Annotated in this window: 14 protein-coding genes; 5 read left to right on the forward strand and 9 right to left on the reverse strand. The window is 70.2% G+C overall.

The window, feature by feature from the left end:
- Window positions 1-23: 23 nt before the first annotated feature.
- The 5 genes from ACIRJT_RS03890 (at window position 24) to ACIRJT_RS03910 (ending at window position 12446) form a co-directional block, all read left to right on the forward strand.
- Window positions 24-3950, forward strand: a complete 3927-nt coding sequence (locus ACIRJT_RS03890; protein WP_403904028.1) for a PglY protein — start codon at window positions 24-26, stop codon at window positions 3948-3950.
- On the forward strand, window positions 3950-6730 hold the full coding sequence (gene pglZ, locus ACIRJT_RS03895; protein WP_403904031.1) for a BREX-2 system phosphatase PglZ: 2781 nt from the start codon (window positions 3950-3952) through the stop codon (window positions 6728-6730). The genes ACIRJT_RS03890 and pglZ overlap by 1 nt, the downstream gene beginning before the upstream one ends.
- Window positions 6731-6733: 3 nt before the next feature.
- The gene (gene brxD / locus ACIRJT_RS03900) at window positions 6734-8065 is read left to right on the forward strand and encodes a BREX system ATP-binding protein BrxD (RefSeq protein WP_403904033.1); all 1332 of its coding nucleotides are present in this window, start codon (window positions 6734-6736) and stop codon (window positions 8063-8065) included.
- On the forward strand, window positions 8062-10194 hold the full coding sequence (locus ACIRJT_RS03905) for a DEAD/DEAH box helicase (protein ID WP_403904035.1): 2133 nt from the start codon (window positions 8062-8064) through the stop codon (window positions 10192-10194). Before brxD ends, ACIRJT_RS03905 begins: the two co-directional genes overlap by 4 nt.
- Before the next feature lie 1646 nt (window positions 10195-11840).
- Complete coding sequence (locus ACIRJT_RS03910; RefSeq protein ID WP_403904037.1) at window positions 11841-12446, forward strand: response regulator transcription factor; 606 nt, start codon at window positions 11841-11843, stop codon at window positions 12444-12446.
- 22 nt (window positions 12447-12468) lie between these two features.
- On the opposite strand, the gene ACIRJT_RS03915 is transcribed toward ACIRJT_RS03910, so the two are convergent.
- The 9 genes from ACIRJT_RS03915 to ACIRJT_RS03955 all read right to left on the reverse strand — a co-directional run bounded on the left by ACIRJT_RS03915 (window position 12469) and on the right by ACIRJT_RS03955 (window position 22567).
- Window positions 12469-13500, reverse strand: coding sequence for a Gfo/Idh/MocA family protein (locus ACIRJT_RS03915; RefSeq protein WP_403904040.1), 1032 nt, complete (start codon window positions 13498-13500; stop codon window positions 12469-12471).
- Window positions 13497-14957, reverse strand: coding sequence for an NDP-hexose 2,3-dehydratase family protein (locus ACIRJT_RS03920; RefSeq protein WP_403904043.1), 1461 nt, complete (start codon window positions 14955-14957; stop codon window positions 13497-13499). The genes ACIRJT_RS03915 and ACIRJT_RS03920 overlap by 4 nt, the downstream gene beginning before the upstream one ends.
- Entirely contained in the window at window positions 14954-16261 is a 1308-nt protein-coding gene (gene rfbH / locus ACIRJT_RS03925; RefSeq protein WP_403904046.1) for a lipopolysaccharide biosynthesis protein RfbH, read from the reverse strand. The genes ACIRJT_RS03920 and rfbH overlap by 4 nt, the downstream gene beginning before the upstream one ends.
- Window positions 16258-17250, reverse strand: a complete 993-nt coding sequence (gene rfbB / locus ACIRJT_RS03930; protein ID WP_403904049.1) for a dTDP-glucose 4,6-dehydratase — start codon at window positions 17248-17250, stop codon at window positions 16258-16260. Before rfbB ends, rfbH begins: the two co-directional genes overlap by 4 nt.
- Complete coding sequence (locus ACIRJT_RS03935) at window positions 17247-18314, reverse strand: glucose-1-phosphate thymidylyltransferase (RefSeq protein WP_403904051.1); 1068 nt, start codon at window positions 18312-18314, stop codon at window positions 17247-17249. The genes rfbB and ACIRJT_RS03935 overlap by 4 nt, the downstream gene beginning before the upstream one ends.
- Window positions 18315-18459: 145 nt before the next feature.
- Entirely contained in the window at window positions 18460-19611 is a 1152-nt protein-coding gene (locus ACIRJT_RS03940; RefSeq protein WP_403904054.1) for a DegT/DnrJ/EryC1/StrS family aminotransferase, read from the reverse strand.
- Between the two features lie 45 nt (window positions 19612-19656).
- Window positions 19657-20961: a nucleotide disphospho-sugar-binding domain-containing protein gene (locus tag ACIRJT_RS03945; RefSeq protein ID WP_403904057.1), complete on the reverse strand. Its 1305-nt coding sequence runs from the start codon at window positions 20959-20961 to the stop codon at window positions 19657-19659.
- Between the two features lie 22 nt (window positions 20962-20983).
- Window positions 20984-21625 (reverse strand): class I SAM-dependent methyltransferase, encoded by a 642-nt coding sequence (locus ACIRJT_RS03950; RefSeq protein ID WP_403904060.1) that lies wholly within the window; start codon window positions 21623-21625, stop codon window positions 20984-20986.
- 231 nt (window positions 21626-21856) lie between these two features.
- A complete protein-coding gene (locus tag ACIRJT_RS03955; protein WP_403904469.1) occupies window positions 21857-22567 on the reverse strand; it encodes a class I SAM-dependent methyltransferase in 711 nt (236 codons plus the stop codon).
- Window positions 22568-22894: the final 327 nt, after the last annotated feature.

The raw sequence follows: 22894 nt of genomic DNA on the forward strand, positions 1-22894 counted from the left end.
TCGAGTGAGGGAATGATCGCCTGATGCCCAGCGGAGAGCTCGTCCTGCGTGATGTCATCGCCGTCAAGGAAGACGTCCATGCGGGTAATTTCAAGATCGATCTCTCTCAGGGCTTCAACGAGACCGACGCGCGCGTGGCTGAGTACGTCGTCACGGAGCAGCTGCAGAAGCAGTTCCGCAAGGCGCTGGGCATCGTCGCCGCCGCCGTGCGCAGCGGCGACTCGCACGCCGCCTACCTGCACGGCTCGTTCGGCGCCGGTAAGAGCCACTTCCTGACCGTGCTGCACGCCGCGCTCAACAACCACCCGGCGGCCCAGGGCAAGCCCCGGCTGGCCGAGGTCATGGCCGAGCACCAGGACTGGCTGCCCAAGAGCCGGTTCCTGATGGTGCCCTACCACCTGGTGGGTTCCACCGACCTGGATTCGGCGCTGCTCGGCGGTTACGTGCACACCGTGCGCGTGCTGCATCCGGAGGCGCCCACCCCCGCCGTCTTCCGGGCCGACGCACTTCTCGCCGACGCACGCAGGCAGCGTGAGTTCCTCGCCGACGACGCCAAATTCCGGCAGTGGCTCGGGGCCGGAGCGCCGGCGGCGGGCGCCGCTGATGTGCCGGAGGACGAGGACGACGTAGCGGTCATCGACGCGGGGACGGGCGATGTCGCCGTCCAGCTGGGCTGGAGCAGCGCCGAACTGGACCGTGCGTTCGCGGCGCAGGCCGGTGACCCGGACCGCGATCGGCTGGTGTCGGCTCTCGTCAGTGGTCCCATGGCGTCCTACGCCGAAGCGGCGCGTGGTCAGAAGGACTCCTTCATCCCCCTGGAGAACGGCCTGAAGGCCATCTCTCAGCACGCCCAGTCGCTCGGCTATGACGGAGTCGTCCTCTTTCTCGACGAGCTGATCCTCTGGCTCCAGGCGCACATGGGGGACCAGGACTTCGTCCGTGACCAGGTGCAGCGTCTGGTCAAGCTGATCGAGTCCGCGGACGGGAACAGGCCCGTGCCGATCGTCTCGTTCATCTCCCGCCAGCGCGATCTGTCCCAGCTGATCGGCGCGGACGTCGCGGGCGCCGACGTACAGAACCTGGAACAGCAGATCGACTATCTCGCGGGGCGGGTGGACGTCGTCGAGCTGGAGGACAGCAACCTCGTCGAGATCATCAAATACCGGGTGCTGGCCCCCCGGCCCGGCATGGAGCAGGCGCGCGACGACGCGTTCAAGCTCGTCGAGTCCTCCAGGGACGAGGTGCGGCAGGTCCTGCTCGACTCGCAGGGGCGCACCGAGGCGAACTGGGACGACTTCCGCACGCTCTACCCCCTGTCGCCCGCGCTGCTCAACGTCCTGGTCGACCTCTCGGGAGCCCTTCAGCGTGAGCGGACCGGCCTCAAGCTCGTACAGGAACTGCTCGGCCGACGCCTGGACGACCTGAAACTGGGCGACCTGATCCCGATAGGGGATCTCTGGGACGTCATCGCGACCCGCACCGGCGAGGCGTTCACCGCCAAGCTGCGCGCGGAGGCGGACAGCGCACGCCGCTTCCACGAGCGCGTGACCGAGCACCTGCTGACGAAGTACGGCTCGGCGGACGACAAGCGGTTCCAGACCGACGACCGACTCGTCAAGACGCTGCTGCTGGCAGCCCTCGCCCCGCACGTACCCGCCCTGTCCCGGCTCACCGGCGGCAAACTCGCCGCCCTGAACCACGGCACGATCAGGACGAGGGTGGGGGACGCCGGATCGGTCGCGGTCAAGCGGCTCCAGGAGCTTCAGTCGGAGGGCTTCGACGGCGAACTGCGCAGCGAGGGCGACAACGCCGACCCGGTGTTCCACCTGCATCTGTCCGACCTCGACGTCGAACCGCTCCTCGAAGAGGTACAGGGCGTCGCCGACCAGCTCGGCTACCGGCGGCAGTGGATCAAGGACCAGCTGTGGGCCGCACTCGGAATCCCGGACACCCAGGCGTTCATCTGTGTCCGCGACGTCGTCTGGCGCGGAACGAAGCGCACGGCCGAGTTCGTCTTCGGCAACGTCCGCGACCCGCATCTGCCCGACGACGCCTTCAAGCCGCAATTCGGCAGTGACATCCGTCTCGTCTTCGACTACCCCTTCGACGACGGAGACCACTCTCCGATGGACGACGTGCAGCGGGTCGACCGGATGAGGCGGGCGGGGAAGGCCGCCCCCACCGTCGTCTGGCTCGCCGACTTCCTCTCCGAGCAGAAGAGCCGCAACCTCGGACGCCTCCTCAAGATCAACTACCTGCTGGAACGGGACCGGCTCGAAGAACACACCGCCACCCGCCCCGCCGAGGAACGCATCCAGATCCGCAACCAGCTCAAGGCGTCCAGGGACAGCCTCACCGGCCAGCTCACCGACGCGCTCCAGCAGGTGTACGGCATCGCCCGAGCCGAGCCCGGGACCACGGGAGCGGAAGTCCCCGAAGGGAAGCACCTGCTCACCCTTCAGCCCGGCTTCACACGCGACAACCCCGAAGCGGCCGTCGGCTTCGAGGAGAACCTCTTCCTCATCGCCGACGGGATTCTCGCGGCGCGCCACCCCAAGCATCCGGACTTCGACCCACGGCTCACCCGTAGGGCCATCACCAAGGGCGACCTGAAGACGACGCTGACGTGGATCAACCGGGCCATGGCGGACGGTTCCCGCAGGGTCGTGGTCGACGGTCACCAACTGGTCTCCGTACGGAGGATCGTCCATGCTCTGGGGCTCGGCGAGGTGCACGACGGTCCGCTCAACGTCACCAACGAGTGGCGGCTGCGGATCAACAAGAAGGCCGCGGAGAACCCCGACACCGGCACCGACCTGTCGGTCGAGGACATCCGCGAGTGGATCGAGGAACTCGGCTACACCGGCCTCGACCGGAACGTCAGCAACCTGGTCATCGCGACCTACGCTCTGCTCGACGACCGCACCTGGGTCTATCAGACCTCCCCCCTGCCTCAGGCTCCCGAGATCGACCGGATCGGACCGGGATACGGGCTCCGGGCGGTGGAGCTCCCTGGCGAGGAGGAGTTCACCGTCGCGCTGGGCCGGGCCGGGAAGGTCTTCGGCGAGACGGTCTCGCGGGTGCTGTTCGCCCGTAACGTCGCCAATCTCGCGGAGAAGGTCCGTAAGTCCGCGGACGACCACCGGACGCCGGTCGGTGAGGCACGCACTCTGTTGCAGAACAACGCCGCTCGCCTCGGCCTGGAGGGGCCGGGCGGCGCGGACGCCCCGCGCATCAAGTCGATGAAGGCAGCGGCCGACCTCGTCGCGCGCGTCATGCGGACCGGTGACCCCGCTTCGTTGATCAGGGAACTGGCCGCAGCGACGTACGACGTCGCGGACGGGGAGATCGGGGCGGCGCTCAAGCAGGCCCCCGAGGTGCTCACCGCACTCAAATCCCCCGACTGGGCAGAGGATCTCGACACGGTCCGCGAGCTCGCGAACCGGGACGACAGCGTGGGTGACCGCGCCGGCCGTCTCCTCGCCCAGGTGTCCCGGACCGCCAACGAGCATGAAGAGGCGTCCTCGCTGGTTCCCGTCCTGGACGGGTTGCGGGACAGTACGAAGGCGCTGATGCGCGAGGCGACCCGGCTGGCGCAGGCCGGCCGGCCCGTGATGCCTCCGGAGCCGACCCCTTCGCCGCTCACCGCCCAGGACATCCGCCTGACCCAGCACGGCAGCCCCCGTGTCCCCACGTTCCTTGTCCGCGATGTGGACAACGTGTCCGTGCCCGAGGACCGGAACCGGACCGACGCCCCCGGCCTCGCACACGTGGTGGAACCCACGCGTCTCGAAGCGACCCTGGCAGCCACGGTCGCCGGCATCGGGGACGAGATCCGCACCTACCTCACCACTCACCCGAACGCCCGGGTCCGGGTCACCTGGCACCCGGTGGACGGCGACACGGCCGATACCGCGGACACCACCGACAGCCCGAAGGCGGGAGACTGATGGCCCCCGCCGCGCCTCGGGTGGGCCGCCGCACCGTCGAAGCGCTCCTGGCCACGCACGCGGCCAGCCTGCGCGACCGCAGCCTGGTCCTGGTCCACGGGCACTATGTGCCGGGAGCACCGACCCGCTTCACCGCGACCCTTGATGACGAGCCCCGGCGCGTCCAGGTACGCGACGAGTCCTCCGTCCTCGGCGTGATCGCCGCGTGGCAGGATCACCGGGACGAAGCCGGTCCCGGTGACGTCCTGGTGGTCACCACGGGCGTGGATGACGAGCAGCTCGGCTGGGACCTGCGAGGACAGGCCGTACGCCGCCGTACGCTCACCGTCGAGAGCGCGGAGGTCGTCACGCAGCGGTTCGGCGCCACCGGCCTCGACGTGCGAATGTACGGCAAGGAATGGCTCCTCGAAGCGCTCCTCGAAGCCGAACCCTCCGACACCGGCTGGCCGCGCATCGGCGGACTGCTTACTCTCGACACCGCCCTGCGCGCCCTGACCGTGCAGCGGCTCGGCCTCGGCGAGGCCGACTCCGGATCCGGCACGCAGGCCCAGCCGCCCACGCTCGACACCGACACACTGCTCGCCTGGTCCCGTACGCCGGCGGGCCCGCTGCGTTTCGCCGGACTTCCCGCCCTCGAACGCGCCGAGCTGAAGAAATGGCTCGGCGACACCGCGGGCCCGGCGGCCCCGGTGCTCCTCTCCCTTGCAGAAGCGGGACTCGGCCACGACAGCATGGCCCTCGGCGTGCTGGCCGCGGCGCTCCGGGACCCCGCGGTGGCCCCCGACACCGCTCTTGCCATCGGTGGCCTCTTCGGACAGGTCATGCCCCGCAGGGCCGCGCTCAGCGCCTTCACCGACGCGGTGGAGGGGACCTTGACGCGCTGGATCGCACAGGCGAGAACCAGCCAGTCGGCCCGACAGCGGGTCTTCGCCGTCATCGACCGGGCGGACAAGTTGGCCGATAAGGCAGGGCTGGTCGGCGCCCTCACCACCAGCCGGTTCCTGCCCACCGGATTCGCCGCGCAACTCGGCCGAACCGTAGCCGAAGCCCGCCGTTCCTCCGCGGCGGGTGAGATGGCGCTCGCTGACCTGGCGGGCCACGGTCTGGCCGCGCTCCACCCGGACCGGGTACACGTGGCGGAGATGGCGGTACGGGTCGCCCGTTGGCTGGAACTGGCCGAACCGTCCGTGCCCACGGTGGCCGAAGGCACTCGCTCCCAGGCCACCGACTGGGGATGGGCGGACCATGCGCTCACCCTCCTATGGGCAGGGGACCCCGGAGGGGACCTGGCGACGGCCCGCGAACTGCGAGGGTTGTACGAGCAGGGGCGGGCACGCAGAGAACGCCTCGACGAACAGTTCGCCCGCCGCCTCACGGCCTGGTCGGAGCACGCCACCGCACACCAGCCGGACGGGGCTCTGGTCATCGAGAACGTCCTGGAGTCGGTCGTACGTCCGCTGACCGGTGCGGGTGCCCCGCTCATCGTCGTACTCGACGGAATGAGCTGTGCGGTCGCCATCCAGCTCGGCGCGGAACTGGAGCGCGAAGGCTGGTGGGAGGTCGTGCCGCGCCCCGCAGAGGGACAGACGGCCGGTCGGGTGTCCGCCGTGTCCATGCTGCCCTCCGTCACCCGGACGAGCCGCGCCTCACTGCTCACCGGGGGACCCGCCCAGGGCGGGCAGTCCGTGGAGACCGCCGGCTTCGCCGCCTTCTGGAAGCGGCGCCGCAGGGAAGCCGCTCTTTTCCACAAGGCCGATGTCGGCGGCGACTCCGGCCACGCCCTCGCTCACGAACTCATGGGCGCCCTCGCTTCCGAAGTGGTCGTCGGTGTCGTCCTGAACACCATCGACGACGCACTTGACAAGGGACAGCAGGGCCGCGGTACGACGTGGGCCCTCGACGACGTCACTCACCTGCGGGACCTCCTGTCGGCGGCCAGAGGGTACGGACGCCCGGTCGTCCTGGTCGCCGACCACGGGCATGTCCTGGAGCGCGGAAGCCGTACCGACAGCGCGTCCGTGTCCGGAACCGGGGCGGTGTCTCCACGCTGGCGCACCGAGGGGCAGGCCGAAGACGGAGAGACCGAGATCCGAGGCCCCAGGGTGCTGGAAGGGGGAGGCCGCATCGTCGCGCCGTGGCGTGAGGACATTCGGTACACCGGCCGCAGGGCCGGCTACCACGGAGGCGCGTCACTCGCCGAGATGACCGTCCCGGTTCTCGCCCTGGTCGTGGAGGCCGAGCGGACTCCCAAGGGCTGGGAGGTGCTGCCGCGAGAGCGGTCGACCCCAGGATGGTGGCGCGAGCCGGTGCCGGGAGTCGATCCGGTCACGTCGCCACGTCCGGCTGCCGCAAGCGGTGGGCCCACGGTGTCGGCAGCACCGCCGCGTCAGGCCGCCCCGGCCGCTGTCGGCGCGCCCCCCGAACGGGCTGCCTCTCCCGCCGGCCGGCAGGTCGCCACCACCCTGGGCAGTGAGGTGGTGGCGAGCGAGGTCTACGAAGCCCAGAAGGAGTATGTGCGCAAGGCTCCGGAGGCGAAGGTCGTGTCCGCGGTCATCGACGCCCTCGTGGCTGCGGGCGGCACGATGTCTCCGGCGGCTCTCGCCGCCGCGATCTCCGCGACCGGACGGGTCCGGCGCAACATCGAGGGATTCGTTGCCACCGTTCAGCGGCTGCTGAACGTCGAAGGCTATCCCGTCCTCGGTTTCGTCGACGCGGGGCACGCGGTGAAGCTCGATGTTCCGCTGCTGCGTGACCAGTTCCTGCCGAAGCCGAAGGAGTAACAGATGACGCCCCCCGCCCCGGTGAGCGTGGCCAGGCGCCGCGAGGTCATCGACGCACTGCGGCGCGGCACCGTACCGCAGGCGGGCCTGGACCTGTTCGCCGTAGGGCTCAGCCGGTTCGAAAGCGCCCTCGACGAGGACCTCGCCACCGTCACCCGTGGCGGCGCGGCCTTCCACGCCATCCGGGGGGACTACGGCTCCGGCAAGACGTTCTTCGCCCGCTGGCTGACCGAGCGTGCCAAACGGGCTGGTCTCGCCACCGCCGAAGTGCAGATCTCCGAGACGGAGACACCTCTGCACCGGCTGGAAACGGTCTACCGAAGGCTTACGGAACGTCTTGCCACCGCCACGCATCAACCAAGCGCGCTTCGGGCGATCATCGACTCGTGGTTCTACACGTTGGAGGAGGAGGTCCTCGACGGCGGCGACACGGACGAGGAGGACGAGGCGGCGCTGGCCGAGGCCGTGGACGCTCTGATGGAGCGGCGGCTCGCCGATGTCGCGCGTACCACCCCGGCGTTCGCGGCGGCACTGCGCGGTTATCGCAGAGCGGTCGCGGCCGGGGACGGGGCCACCGCGGAAGCACTGATCGCCTGGCTCGGCGGACAGAAGTCCGTGGCGGCGTCGGCACGCCGCTCGGCAGGGGTGCGCGGAGACCTCGACCACTTCGCCGCCCTCGGCTTCCTCCAAGGGCTGCTCACGGTGCTGAGGGACTGTGGTCATCCGGGGCTTCTCCTCGTGCTCGACGAGATCGAGACCCTCCAGCGGGTTCGCGGAGACGTCCGGGAGAAGGGCCTCAACGCGCTCCGTCAGCTCCTCGACGAGATCGACGCCGGCCGGTTCCCCGGGCTCTTCCTCGTCATCACCGGCACTCCAGCGTTCTACGACGGCCAGCAGGGAGCTCAGCGCCTGCCGCCGCTGGCTCAGCGTCTGGCCACCGACTTCACCACGGACCCGCGCTTCGACTCCCCGCGCGCGGTCCAGCTGCGGCTGCCGGGCTTCGACCTGCCCCGGCTCGGTGAACTCGGCAGAACCGTCCGCGACCTCTACCAGCAGGCGGCAGTTCACCCGGAGCGGGTCGCGGCGCGCGTCGACGACGGGTACATCGGTGAACTGGCCACCGCCGTCACCGGTGGCCTCGGTGGCAAGGTCGGAGTCGCACCGCGAGTCTTTCTGCGCAAACTCGTCGCCGATGTCCTGGACCGGGTCGACGAATTCGAGGACTTCGACCCCCGTGAGCACTACGCGCTCACGATCACGGACTCCGAACTCAACAGCGTCGAGCGCAACGCCGCCGTCGGCGACGCCGACGACATCGCGCTGGAGCTGCCGTGAGCACGGACGACGAGCTGGATCCCGCGCTGGTCCACCACATCGTCAACACCCTGGGCTGGAAGGGACTGCGTCCGCTTCAGGAGGCAGCGGTGGAGCCCCTGACCAGAGGTGAAGACGCCGTGCTGCTGGCGCCCACCGCCGGGGGGAAGACCGAGGCTGCGTGCTTCCCGCTGCTGTCCCGGATGCACAGCTCCCGGTGGACCGGCACGTCGGTGCTGTACCTCTGCCCCCTCAAGGCCTTGCTGAACAACTTGTTGCCGCGAGTCGGAACGTACAGCTCCTGGCTCGGGCGCAGCGCTGCGCTCTGGCACGGTGACACCACCTCGGGGGCGCGGAAACGCATCCTGGCGGACCGGCCGGACGTACTTCTCACCACCCCTGAATCGCTGGAAGCGATGCTGGTGAGTGTCAACGTCGATCACGCGTCGTTCTTCTCCGGGCTCCGGGCGGTGGTCGTCGACGAGGTACACGCCTTCGCGGGCGACGACCGGGGCTGGCACCTGCTGGCTGTACTGGAGCGGTTGCAACGCGTCGTGGGGCGGCCACTCCAGCGTGTCGGGCTCTCGGCGACAGTCGGCAACCCGGATGAGCTGCTGACGTGGCTCCAGGGTTCGGGCGCGGGGAACCGCGCCGGCAGGGTTGTCGCCCCGCACCTGGAGACGCCTGTGGTCCACAGCTCCAACTCCCTGCCGCCGGGGGACATCCAACTCGACTACGTGGGCTCGCTCGAGAACGCGGCGACGGTTATCAGCACGTTGCACTGTGGTGAGAAACGCTTGGTCTTCTGCGAGTCACGGCGCCTGGTAGAAGAACTGGGATCTGCCCTACGGACCCGTGGGGTAACCACTTTCCTCTCTCACGCGTCGCTTTCCCTCGACGAGAGGAAACGGGCGGAAGCAGCCTTCGCCGAGGCGAGAGACTGCGTGATCGTTTCGACCAGCACTCTTGAACTCGGCATTGACGTCGGCGACCTGGACCGTGTCATCCAGATCGACGCGCCCTCGTCCGTCGCATCATTCCTGCAACGGATCGGCCGTACCGGGCGCCGGCCGGGGACATCGCGCAACTGTCTCTTCCTCACCCTCGATGAAGCGGGCCTGTTGAGCGCGGCGGGGCTCCTCGTGCAATGGTCGAGAGGCTGGGTCGAGCCCGTGGTGCCTCCGCCTGAGCCGCGGCACATCGTGGCGCAGCAGTTGCTTGCCCTCTGCCTTCAGGAAGGCAATGTCGGGAGTAATCTGTGGCAGGAATGGTGGAACGGCCTCGGGCCGTTCGGCGTGTCAGCGGAACCGATCGTCAGGCACCTCATCGCAGAGGGATACCTCGACCAGGACGGTGGACTGCTTTTCATCGGCCCTGAGGCCGAGCGCCGCTTCGGGCACCGGCACTTCATGGATCTCACCGCGGTGTTCACCGCCCCACCCCAGTTCACGGTCCTGCAGGGCCGTGTCGAGATCGGTCGGACGGACCCCAGCCTCCTGACCGAGCAGGTCGCCGGCCCCCGCCGGCTCTTGCTCGCCGGACGGAACTGGCAGGTCACCTATATCGACTGGCGACGCAAGCGATGCTTTGTCGAGCCGGTCGACGGCGGTGGAAAAGCCAAATGGAGCGGAGCCGGTTTCGGGCAGGGAGCGTCCTTCCGGGTCACCCGCGCGGTGCGTGACGTGCTGCTCGGTACCGACCCGCCAGTGAATCTGACCAGAAGGGCTCAGGGCTGTCTGGAAGAGGCAAGGGAGCACTTCATGGAGCGAGTGCATCCCGGAGGCACCCTGATCGGGCGAGAACATGGAAAGGCAGACCAGCTGCGCTGGTGGACCTGGGCCGGGCACCGGGCGAACGCCACCCTGGCGGCCACTCTCGGAGGCATCGCAGTGCCAGGACAGCGCATCAGCGATCATTGGGTCCGCCTGCGGGGTGACCTCACGCCGGCGGACTGGAGACTGGCTCGACTTGACGTGATGGAGCGCCTGGCCTTGCCCGATGTCGACGTAAAGGCCGTGCGGGGCCTGAAATTCGGGGACGCTCTACCCGAGCGGCTGGCCGAGGCCACGCTGTCGATCAGACTCGCAGACCTTGAATCCGCCACTGCTGCGCTGTCCGAGCCGGTTCGCTTCGTGGGAGGTGGCGTCTGAAGTGCACGATGCAGGGTGGAGCCTCTGTGCTGGGATGGCCCCTGCGAAATCCGGCGTTTCCGCAGGTGGGAGCTCTGTGTTACGGGTTCCGCTTCAACGGCTGAGCGGATGAGCTCACACCACGTAAGGAGCTGAGGCGCTCATCGGCTCGCTTCTTTCCCTGAATCTCGACGGGGCGCGGCTGAGGCGGCTCGAAGTCCATCTCCAGGAGCGGAGGGGGACGGTAGGAAGGCGTCGGGTGAGGCGACTCCGGCGTGCTCGCCGATGCCGTGAAATGCGGCTTTCGGGTAGGGCGGCGGGTAAATGTGCATAAGGGCGTGTACGGCTGATCACGCTCGGACCGGCGGGAGTTCAGCGCGGGCGCGGATCAAGTCGGCTGCGCGGCACGGTGGTTGAGTCTGTTGTCGGACATTGCCTGTGGGTGAGGATGTCCTGGAGGCCGCAGGGCCGAGAAGTGCGGTGCGGGTCTGCTCGGTCCTGATAGGCCGTCAGGAGTGTCGTGGGACCGTGAACCAGCCTCTGACCCGCGGAAACGTCAAATCCGCCGCGCATCACCTCGATACCTTTACGGAACCTAGACCAACTCCTTGCTTCTCCTTGCACTTGGCCTGGATTCACCTTTACGCTTCCGGTGGGAGCGATCGCATGGTGAGACATCGAAGAGCGCGACCCAGGACCTCTGTGCCTTCGTGAGGCGATCCGGATCTGATCACTGTGTGTTGGCTGGCAGGGCGGTAGGCCGAGAGCGTGGAGCGAGTGTTGAGGGTGGACATGCTTGTGGCCGTTTGCTTCGAGGGTGCCGCGTCGACGCGTGAGGGCGCTGATGCCGGTGGCTTGATCACGCTGGGCGGGCCCGGAGTGTCGGGCCTCGGCGTGGACGCTGAAGGCGTCTTGCCGATGCGCCTCGTCACGTATGCCGTGCGCGCCTGCGATGGGCCACCGGCCCTGGGTGGGGCGGGCGAAGCGCACGAGGCCGGGGCGCCTCTCCTCGGCCGCCCCGGGCGCCGGCCCCGCGCCCGGCCCCCGTGCTCCTCGGTGCCGGTCGCCGTGCGTGCGGCTGCGGCCCCGTCGGCCCGCGCCGATGACCGGGACCTCCGGCAATACCGGTCGCCGCAGCGGGAGTTCGGGCGTCTGACAGTGGTCCCCGGCGGCCGGCGGCGTCGGGCGGCGGTGCAGGGCCGCCCAGTGGCCCGTCCCCGTCGGTCCCTTCTCCTTCGCCGCGTACGGCCGCGCCGCCCGGCCCGTGTCACGAGCATGTGGACGGTCCTGGGAGCGGGCTTCTCCTGAGCGGTCTCCGCGAGGGATGGGCATGGGCAATTCGGGCGAAGAATGCTTCTTCGGTGCGGCATTCCGCCTCATCGAGATGGAGGACGACTGTGCGTCCACCGCAATCTTCGGGACATTGACCCTTTTCTGTAACAGGTCCCCGAGGAGTGGTCGAAGGCTTTTGTAACGTCAAGGTCGCGCATATTATCTGACCGACATCCAGGGGGTCTTTCGCCAGGCGGGGCCGGTTGGCACTCGACGTTCACACCGTAGGTCTGACCAGGCGTTCCGGGGGAATTGAGGTGTGAAGCCCCAGGTTCACCCACAAGGTGTGGCCCGGCGAAATTTCCCTTGCATTGAGGCAAAACGGGGGAACGGTAATGAGTACGCGCATTCTCGTCGCAGGTGAGCATGTCATATACACGGAAGCGCTGGCCGGGCTGCTGAACCAGATTCCCGGATTCCGGGTGGCGGGGGTCGTGGGCTCGCACCGCGAACTGGTTCCCGCGATCCGCAAGGCGGCCGCCGTGTCCCTGGTCCTGGGCGGAGTGACTCCGTACGTACGGGAAACGGTGCACGAAGTGCGCAACCACGTGCCCCACTGCGGTATCACCCTCATCACCGAACAGCCCGGGCAGGTGGCGCTGGTCAAGGTGCAGGAGTCCGAGATGGTGAGCGTCATCTCGCGCGGGGCGCGGCTGAATCAGCTGATCGGCACCATCCGCGGCATGCAGGCGAGACAACAGGATCTCCGGGCAAGCGAGAGACCGGCGGACGTCTCCTGTCCGGCCGTCGACCTCCTGAGCCAACGCGAGCGTGACGTCCTGCGCTCCACGGCGACCGGAGCCTCCGTCAAGGAGATCGCCCGGGAGTTCTACCTCGCCCCCGGCACGGTGCGGAACCTGACCTCGTCGGCCATCAAGAAGCTCCAGGCCCGCAATCGGTACGACGCGGCACGCATCGCGGAAGAACTCGGCGGTATCTGAGCTCCGTTCCGCCCCACCGGGATCATGAACCGGTGGGGTCCGCCGGGGGAGTCCGGCCGTCGCGCACAGGTCGCTCCGTGCGGTGAACTGCCCTGCCGCTGAGGCTGATCGCCTCCAGCAGCTCAGCCTGGCGCAGGATCTCCGGTGCCGGACGCGCGCGGGCACGGACCGCGCGGGCGAAGGCCGTGACGGCGTTGCCCGCCTGGTCGTCCGCGGGCAGGGGGAGCCGGGTCGACACCCCTGCCCGCTCCAGCCGGAGCACCGGTTCGTGGTCGGCGGGTGGGGTGAACGCCCGGTCGACCGTGAGCCGGCCCGTGCTGCCCCAGAGCGTGTACGTACTGCGGTAGGTGTGGTCGAGGCCGTAGCTGAGCTGGAGGGCGAGTCCGTCTCCGCCGTCCAGCAGCGCCGTACCCGCCGTGTCCACCCTGTCCGACGGGTCCCGCCGGGCGGTGGCGCCCACCAGCCTCGGGCACGGGTCCGATCCCAGCAGGCCGAGTGCGGCGCGCAGCGGATACACGCCGAGGTCCCACAGGGCCCCGCCGCCCAGGTCCGGGTGGTAGCGGATGTCGGAGGCCGGCCGGCGCGGCACGGTGAACGCCGCGTCGAAGGCCTGGAGCCGTCCGATCGCCCCGTCGGCGACGTGCCGCATGACCGCCCGGTGCTGGGAGTGGTGGAGGAACAGGACGTTCTCCACCAGGGCCAGGCCTCGTGAGCGGGCCAGCGCGCAGAGTTCGGCGGCGTCCGCCCCGCTCATCGCGGCGGGCTTCTCCACGAGCACGTGCTTGCCCGCCCGCAGCGCCGCACCGGCCCACTCGGCGTGCATCGACGCGGGCAGCGGCAGATAGACCGCGTCCACGTCGTCGTCGGCCAGCGGCTCGGCGTAGTCGGCGGCGGCCCGGCAGCCGTGTTCCCTGGCCACTGCCGCCGCTCTGGCCGGGTCCCTGCTCGCCACGGCGACCACGGTGACGTCGGCGGAGGCCCGGAAGGCGGGCAGCATGCGCCGCCGGGCGAACTCCGCGGTGCCGAGCACCGCGATCCGTACCGGCCGGCTCATGACAGCCTCGCCGCACCGGAGTTGAGCACGGCCAGCAACGTACGGGCCTGGACGGTGACCTGATGGCCCCGGCCCGTCAGGGCGCCGAGCTGGCCCGGCGTGATCCAGAGGTAGTCCGGCGGCGGGCCGAGCAGGTCGCTGTCGTCGACGCCGTCCAGCGACACGAGGAGGCAGCTGTTCTCGGCGTGCAGGAACCGCCCTCCCTCCTCGGAGAGCACCGTCGCGTAGCGGACGCGAGAACCTCCGGCGGCATGGACGAGTTCCGCGTACGCCGGGTGGTGACCGCGGTCGTCGGGGGTGTAGCAGACGGTCGGGCCCACCTCGACGGTCTGCGGCAGCCCCGCCTCCGCGCGGGCGTGGACCAGGAGATGCGGCACGCCGTCGAAGTGGCGGAACAGGAACGCGCTGACTCCGGGGCCGCACGGTTCGAACAGTGGCTGGGTCCAGCTGCCCACCTCCCGGCCTTCCGCCTCGACCGCGACCGCGACCACGCGGAAGTGGCGGTCGTCGGAGCGGCGGACGGCCTGTTCGTCCCGGAGCCAGCCCCGCACCCGGGCGAGCGGTACGGGCTCGGCCCGGAGCCGGGAGCGGGCGCGGGCGGCACCGAGCCAGGACGACACCTCGGCGTCGGTGTGCCGGGCCGGCCGTGGCTCTCCGGGGGTCGGCAGGCAGGCCACTACGGTCCTGGTGTCCATGTTGACCACGTTGTCCAACCGCAGGAGCTCGCCGATCTGGCCGAGGGTCAGCCAGCGGAAGTCCGGTTCGGCGGCGGGGTCCTCGGCGACCTCCTCGGCCGTCTCCACCACGATGTTGCGGTTCGACTTGTACAGGAACCACTCGCCGTGTTCGGACTGCACCGTGTCGGTCAGCGGCCGGGCACGGCCCGGCTCGGTGAAGAACTCCAGGAACCGCACGCCGGAGCCCCCGTGCACCCGCTGGTAGTTGCTCCGGGTGGCCTGCACGGTCGGTGACAACTGAAGCATGTCCCGGTTGCCCGGTTCCATCTTGGCCTGGGCCAGGAAGTGCAGTACGCCCTCGAACTCCCTGGCGAGGAGCCCGAGTACGCCCACCTCCGGCTGCATCATGACCGGTTGCTGCCACGGGCTCTCGGCCCGGTCCGCGTCGTGCACGCGCATGCCCTCGACGGTGAAGAAGCGGCCGCTGCGGTGGACCAGGTTCCCGGTGCCCTCCTGGAACGACCAGCCGTCCAGCTCCGCGAACGGGATGGGCCGGATCCGTGTGCCGTGGGCGCGGCGGCGTTCCGTCAGCCACGCGAGGATCTCGGCCGTCGTGCTCCGGGCGCCGGTCGCCGGGTCGGTGGCGGCCACGGAGCGGGCGATCCTGGCCTCCAGCCCCTCCAGCCCCTCCAGCCCCTCCAGCCCCTCCCGTGCGCCAGATCCGCCCAGTCCGTCCGGTCCGGTCTCCGAGCCGATCGGCCGCGAGCTGTCGAGCCTCACCGGCGGCCCGCCACGAACTCCCGTACCGAGGCGATGACGTAGTCGGTCATCTCGTCGGTGAGGCCCGGGTACACACCGGTCCAGAAGGTCCGCTCCGTGACGATGTCACTGTTGGTCAGTTCGCCGACGACGCGGTGGGGCTGCTGGAGGTAGGCGGGCTGCCGGGTGAGGTTGCCCGCGAACATGCGGCGCGTACCGATCTTCCGCCGCTCCAGGAACCCGGTCAGCTCCCCGCAGGTGAACGGGGCGTCGGGGCCGACCGTCATCACGAACCCGAACCAGCTCGGGTCGCTGCCTGCCGTCGCCTCCGGCAGCAGGAGATGGCGTACGCCGTCCAGGCCCTCACGCATCCGCCGCCAGTTGTGGCGGCGCGCCGCGATGAACCCGTCCAGCTTCCGCAGCTGCGACAGGCCGAGCGCCGCCTGCAGGTCCGTCGACTTCAGGTTGTAGCCGACGTGGGAGAAGATGTACTTGTGGTCGTAGCCGGCGGGCAACGCGCCGAGCTGGTGGTCGAAGCGCTTCAGACAGGTGTCGCTGTGGCCCGGTTCGCACCAGCAGTCCCGCCCCCAGTCCCGCAGTGACTCGACGATCCGCGCGACCTTGAGGTCCGAGGTCGTCACGATGCCGCCCTCGCCCATCGTCAGGTGGTGCGCGGGATAGAAGCTCACGGTGCTGATGTCACCGAACGTGCCGGTCAGCCGCCCCCGGTAGGTGGTGCCGACCGCGTCGCAGTTGTCCTCGACGAAGACCAGGCCGTGGTCCGCCGCGAGTTGGGCGATCTCCGCCACCTCGAACGGGTTGCCCAGGGCGTGCGCGATCATGATGCCGCGGGTCCTGGGTCCGATGGCCGCGGCGACCCGGTCGGCGGTGGTGTTGTAGGTGCCGAGCTCGATGTCCACGAAGACCGGCACCAGGCCGTTCTGGAGGATCGGGTTCACCGTGGTGGGGAATCCGGCGGCGACCGTGATGACCTCGTCACCGGGCAGCAGCCGCCGTTCGCCCAGGAGAGGGGAGGTGTAGGCGGTGAGCGCCAGCAGGTTCGCGGACGAACCGGAGTTCGTCAGATGGGCCTTGCGGCGCTTCAGCAGCCGGGCGAAGTTCGACTCGAAGCGCTTGGAGAGCGGCCCGGCGGCGATCCGCAGATCCAGGGCGGCCTCCACCAGCGCCGCGCGGTCGTCCTCGTCCAGGACGGCGCCGGACGGCCAGATCTCCGTGGTTCCCGGCACGAACTCCCCGGAAGCACGCACGCTCTGGTGGTGCTTCCGCGCCTCTTCCAGGACCCGTGTCCTGTGCTCGTCGTTCACGACCGGTCCTCCGTGTCCGCTGCCTGGTCCTTCGCGGCCTTCCACCACGCCGTGTTGTCCCGGTACCAGTCGACGGTGGCGGCCAGCCCTTCGTCGAAGCCGACCCGTGGCGTGAACCCCAGCTCGGTACGGGTCTTGGACCCGTCCAGCGAGTAGCGCAGGTCGTGTCCCTTGCGGTCGGTCACATGCCGGATCATGGACCGGTCCGCGCCGCACAGGGCGATCAGCTGCTCCGCCAGCTCGATGTTGGTCAGCTCGTGGCCGCCGCCCACGTGGTAGATGCCGCCGGCGATGCCCTTGGTCAGCACGAGCTGGACGGCCCGCGCGTGGTCGTCCACGTGGATCCAGTCGCGCACGTTCCGCCCGGAGCCGTACAGCGGGATCGGCTCGCCCTCCAGGAGGTTGGTGGTGAAGCGCGGGATGGCCTTCTCCGGATGCTGGTACGGGCCGTACGTGTTGGAGCAGCGCGTGATCGACACATCGAGTCCGAAGGTCCGCCAGTAGGCGCGCACGGTCAGGTCCGCCGCCGCCTTCGAGGCCGCGTAGGGGGAGTTGGGCAGCAGGGGTGACTCCTCGTGCCAGGAGCCCTCGCCGATACTCCCGTACACCTCGTCCGTGGAGATGTGCACCACCCGCTCCACTCCGGCGGCCAGGCAGGCGTCCAGGAGGGTCTGGGTGCCCACCACGTTCGTCCGGGTGAAGACGGCGGGGGCGTCCAGGGACCTGTCGACGTGCGACTCGGCCGCGAAGTGCACCACGGCGTCGTGGCCGGGCAGCAGTTCGTTCAACAGCGGCGCGTCGCAGATGTCGCCCCGGACGAGACGCAGCCGGGGGTGACCGACCGGAATGTTCTCGGCGTTGCCCGCGTAGCTCAGCTTGTCCAGCACGGTGACGTCGGCCCGCTCGTAGCCCGCGTACCCCTGCGCCAGCATCGTCCGCACGTAGTGCGAGCCGACGAACCCGGCCCCGCCGGTGACCAGAATCCTCATCGGGTTCCTCCTGTACGCGCGCCGTTCGCCGCGAGTTCCATGGGCAGTGGCACTGGGGGCGATCCGGAGCCGATCCGCATCGAGCGGCCGATGAGCAGGTCGCTCGCACCGGTCCGTCGCGTCACCCACGCGCCGTCCATCACGATGGAGTTCTCCAGCTCGGTGCCGCGCAGTACGCAGTCGCTGCCGATCGATGTGCCCGGTCCGATACGGCAGTCCTCGACGCGGGAGCCGGGGCCGACGATCACCGGCCCGGTGATGACGGAGCGCAGCACGGTGGCGCCCGGGGCGATGTGCACCGGTCCGGTCAGACGGCTGGTGGCGTCGGCCGTTCCGTGGACGCCCCGGTCCAGGGTGTCCAGCAGGCGCCGGTTGCAGTCCAGGACGTCCTCCACGCGTCCGGTGTCCTTCCAGTAGCCGGTGTACTCGTCGGCCGTGACCGCGGACCCCCGGTCGACCAGCCACTGGACGGCGTCGGTGATCTCCAGCTCGCCGCGTGCGCTCGGGCTGATCGCGGCGACCGCTCCGTGGATGGCGGGGCGGAAGAAGTAGACGCCGATGAGCGCCAGGTCGCTGAGCGGCAGGCGCGGCTTCTCCACCAGCCGCCGCACCCGGCCACGGGCGTCCAGCTCGGCCACCCCGAAGGCGCGGGGGTCGGCGACCCTGGCCACCACCAGGTGCGCGGCGGAGCGGCGGGCCCGGAACTCCTCGGCGGGCCCCGCGATGCCGTCCTGCACGACGTTGTCGCCGAGGTACATCACGAAGTCGTCGTCCCCGAGGAACGGGCGGGCGATGGCCACACAGTGCGCCAGACCCAGCGGCCGGGCTTGCGTGAGGTAGGTGATCCGGGCGCCGAACCGCGATCCGTCGCCGATCCGTGCCGCGATGTCGGGCCCCCACGCGCCGACGACCACGCAGATCTCCCGCACGCCCAGCGCGCGGAGGTTGACCAGTACGTGTTCGAGAACGGGCTGGTTGGCGATGGGAATCAGCTGTTTGGGCATGGTCTCGGTGAACGGCCGCAGCCGTGTCCCGAGACCTCCGGCGAGTATCAGCGCCTTCATGGGCGTTCCTCCCGTGGTGCGGTGCGGGCCGGGGCGCACGGAGGGCGCGCCGCTCGGCCGGGCGCGTGCGCGTACGCACCTGGAACGGCTGTCTCGTCGATGCCCACAGGCGGGCGCCTCCCTCGGTGGTTCCCGTCGGCGTGCGTCAGGCCCCGGCCAGGGCCAGGTGATGGGTGACGCTTTCGCACAGGGCGCTCGCCACCGTCCTGATCTCCGCGTCGCTCAGGGCCTGGTGGAGGGGGAGCAGGAGTGTGCTGCCGGTGGCCAGGTCGGTGCCCGGAAGGTCGGTGGGGTGGGCGCCGTACGCGGGCACCCGGTGCAGCGGCGGGTATTTGAAGGTGGTGTAGATGTCCTGGGCCAGCAGCGTGGCCGCGACCCGGTCACGGATGAGCGGATCCATCTGGACCCAGTAGAAGTAGTGGGAGGAGCGGTGCCCCTCGGGCAGCGGGGGCGGCAGGCGTACGCCCGGGGTGTTCGCGAGCAGGCTGTCGTAGGCGGTCGCCACCTCGCGCCGCCGGGCGATGTTGGCGGGCAGCCGGCCGAGCTGCACCGTGCCGAGCGCGGCGGTCAGGTCGTTGCCGATGACGCGGCGGCCGAAGCTCCGTACGTCGAGTTCCCACCACCGCTCGGACACCTTCGCGTGGGCGAAGCCGCTGGGCTGCTCCAGACCGTGGTAGGCGAGGACCCGGGCGCGGCGCGCGAGCCGCTGGTCGCGGACGTACAGCATGCCGCCGTCGCCGGTCACCAGCACCTTCATCGCGTCGAAGCTCCAGAGGGCGATGTCGCCGAAGGTGCCGCACGCCCTGCCGTCGACCGTGGAGGCCACGGCGCAGGCGGCGTCCTCGACGAGGGGGATCCCCCGCTGCCGGCACAGGGCCGCGATCCCCACGACATCCCCGGGGTAGCCGCCGTAGTGCAGCACGATGACGGCCCTGGTCCGGGGCGTCATGGCGCGTTCGACGTGCTCCACGGTCGGGTGGAGACCGTGCGGGTCGACGTCGCAGAAGACGGGGCGCGCGCCGGTCGCGGCGATGGCGTTGGCGGCGGCCACGAAGCTCACGGACGGCAGGACCACCTCGTCGCCGGGGCCCAGGTCGAGCAGCTCGGTGGCGAGGAAGAGCCCGGCCGTGCCGGAGTTGAGGAAGAGCATCCGGTCCGGCTCGACACCGATGTGGTCCGCGAAGCGTGCTTCGAACGCGTCGGTGCGGGGTCCGTGGCCCAGCCAGTTCGAAGCGAAGACCTCGGACAGGGCGAGGAGTTCCGCCTCGCCCAGGCTCGGCTGGAAGACGTTGATCACGCGGTGGCTCCCTGGCGCGGTGGGGACGGTGGGAAGGTGGCGGGTTCAGTCCCGGCTCTGGTGGTGGCGGGTGAGGCGCTCCAGGACGGGGATGATCTCGCTCGGCTCCGGAGCGGTCAGCAGGTCCGTGTACAGCTCCGCCGCGGCGTCGCGGAAGGACGGTGCGGTCAGCAGCCGGGACAGCCCCGCGCGCAGTTCGGCGCCGGTGTGCCGGTCGACGCGCACCCCCGTTCCCGCTCCGCTCTCGGAGAGGAACCGGCCCGTGAGCGGCGCTTCCATGGGGTAGCCGGGGTCCATCACGACGAACTGCGGGATCCGGTTGACCAGGGCGGCGCCGAACGATCCGTGGCCGCCGTGGTGGATCACCGCCGAACAGGTCGGCAGCAGTTCGGTCAGCGGGACGTAGTCGACGGTCCGGACGTTGTCGGGTATCCGGTCGGCCACCGCGAGCTGGGAGGCGTCCAGCGTGGCGACGGCCTCGATGTCCAGGCCGTCCACCATCTCCAGCACCCGGTTGACGAGCAGGGCGCTGTCCCGCCCCCAGGCCCGTATCGAGGAACCGAGGGTGATGGCCACCCGCGGTCGTGCGGGCGGATCCCTCAGCCACTCGGGAAGCACGGCGGGGCCGGTGTACGCCTGCCAGCGCATCGACACGGTGCGCTTCGCGGTGGGCAGGCGCATGCGCTCCAGCACCGGGTCGACCGTCCACTGCCCGAACAGCAGCTCGTCGGTCATGGGGAGCCCGTAGCGCTCGGCCATCGGCCTGACCGACGAGGTCATCGGCTCCTCGGGCAGGAGGGCGTCACCGGCGAGCTTTCCGCACCGGGTGTACTGCTCGTGCGCCCAGCCGAACAGGTCCGGGCCCCACAGGATGCGGGCGTGGGCCGCGCCGGACACCCGCGCGGCCACCCCGGCGGCCGGCATCGTGGGGTCCCACAGGACCAGATCGGGCCGCCAGGAACGGCAGAAGTCGACCAGCGCGTCCAGGGCGTACTGGGGTTCGCCGGCGGGAGCGCCCTCCGGCTGGAAGTCGCGTACGGCCGGCAGCATGTAGTCCCGGTAATAGGTCCACACGTACCGCTCGTAGCCGTCCAGTTCGAGGGACCGGGTGAGGCGGACGAGGTCGGCGTACGTGTCCGGGGCGATGGGGCGGCCGGCGCCCAGCGGTTGCGGCAGGGTCTGCTCGTCGCCTAGCGACACCCCCGTGAGCCCCGTCGCGTCAATCGTGTCCAGCAGCGACGGGTGGGAGATGACCCGCACCTCGTGGCCCCCGTCGTGCAGGGCCCGGGCCATCGGCACGCTGGGGTAGAGGTGGGCCGCGGCGGGCCAGGTGCAGAACAGGACGCGCATGGTCGTCTTCTCTCCGACCCGCTCAGAGGCGGGTCATGGCGGCGAACCAGGCCTGGGCGACCCCAGGGCGGAAGGCGACGTCGAGTTCGGCTGCTTCGAGCGTGTCCACGCGCCACCCGGCGCCGGTGAAGCTCTCCCGGACGGCCTGCTCGGGAACGCGTCGCGGACCCCAGTCGCCCGGCTGCCGGTCGCTGAAGCACATCAGGAAGCAGCGTCCGCCGGCCGGCACGACGGAGGCCATGCTGCGGGCGAGGCGGGGCCGGTCCTCGGGAGCGAAGCAGTGGAAGAGCCCGACGTCGATGAGCGTGTCGAACTGCTCGCCGAGCGCTGCGAGGTCCAGGGCGTCCCACTCCAGGAAGCGTGCCTTCAGGCCGCGTTCGCGCGCCTTGCGGGTGGCGAGGGTGATCGCGCTGGGCGCGGCGTCCACCCCCGTCGTCTCCAGGCCGTGTTCGGCGGCCAGCAGGGCGTTGTCGCCGCTGCCGCAGCCGACGTCGAGCACCCGGCCGCGGAGCGCGCCCTCCGCGGCGAGGCGTACGAGGACCGTCTGCGGCCGCTGGATCTCCCAGCCGGCGCCCGGCTCACCGGCGTAGTGACGCTCGAAGACCTCCACACCGCTGTCGGCGCGCGCGCCGACTCCGGCGATCCGGTCCGACGGCTCGCTCATGGTCTCCCCCCGGAATGTGCGGTCGATCCGCCGATGGCCCCGGGAAGGGCCGTCGGCATTCTCCGCGGAAAGCTAGCCCACCTCAGGGGCCTGCGGGATCGAAGCGATGGGGGCTGTGACACATATCAGGAACCTGCCTCGGCGCCTTGCTGTCGCGGCGCGGATCTGTCAGGGCGACGCGGAGGGATGGGGTTTGCCCGCTTCCTCGTCACGGTGCCGGGGTGTTTCCCCTCATGCGCGGACCCCGATGAACAGCCCCCTGCCGTTCGGCCAGTCGGAGAGGAACTCCACCTCGCACCCCGCCCGCCCGAAGGCGTCCAGGTATTCCTCCTGGGTGAACAGTGAGTACGTTTCGTATTCGGTGAATTCACGGATACCGGTCGTCTCCGCGACGGTATAGCGCACCGTCATCCGGCTGACGCGTCCGTCCCGGACCGAGTGCGACAGCCGGCTGACGGCCCGGCCCTGCTCCTGGGCGAGGGAGGCCGATATGAACCCGTCGATGAACTGCTCCGGAAACCACCAGGGTTCGGCGACGAGCACTCCGCCGGGCGCCAGATGACGTACCAGGGTCGCCGCGCTCCGACGCAGCTCCTCGACGGTGCTCATATACCCCAGGGAGAAGCACATGCAGAGCACCGCGTCGAAGGTCCGGCCGAGCTCGAACTGCCGCATGTCCCCCTCGTGCACGCGGGCCGCCGGGACTCTGTTCGTGGCGGTTCTGCGCATCTCGGGGGAGAGCTCGACGCCGGCCACGGTGCCGAAGTGCTCGGCGAACCGCTCCAGATGCGCGCCGGTGCCGCAAGCGACGTCGAGCAGCGAACCCGCTTCGGGGCAACGCTCCCGGACCAGCCGGGTGATGCCGTCCGCCTCGGCCGACCAGTCCCGGCCCCGGGCCGCGTGGATGAAGTCGTAGATCTCGGCGTGCTCCGTGCTGTACACCGTCGAAGGGCGCTGCGGCGTAACCATCTTGATGCTCCGTCCATGGTGGGGAGATCTCGGCGAGCTGTCTGCGGGAGCCAAGGTTCTATCACTCCGGCGGCCCGGCCCGGAGGGCGCCGAAGCCGCCCGGTACGGCCGCTTCCGCGGGTCTTCGGCCGTTCTCCGCCCGCGGACCGCGCCACGGCGGACGGTTCGGCGGCACATGACAGATGTCAGGTTCCGTCCACTGCTCGTTGTCCGGGGCCCGGCGCGGCGGCATTGTGAGCCCTGCCGGGCCGCGTCACACCACGTCGGACGGCCGCCATCTCCCGCAACGCCTTCCGATCA

The sequence above is a fragment of the Streptomyces sp. NPDC102283 genome (assembly GCF_044766265.1).
GTDB lineage: Bacteria > Actinomycetota > Actinomycetes > Streptomycetales > Streptomycetaceae > Streptomyces.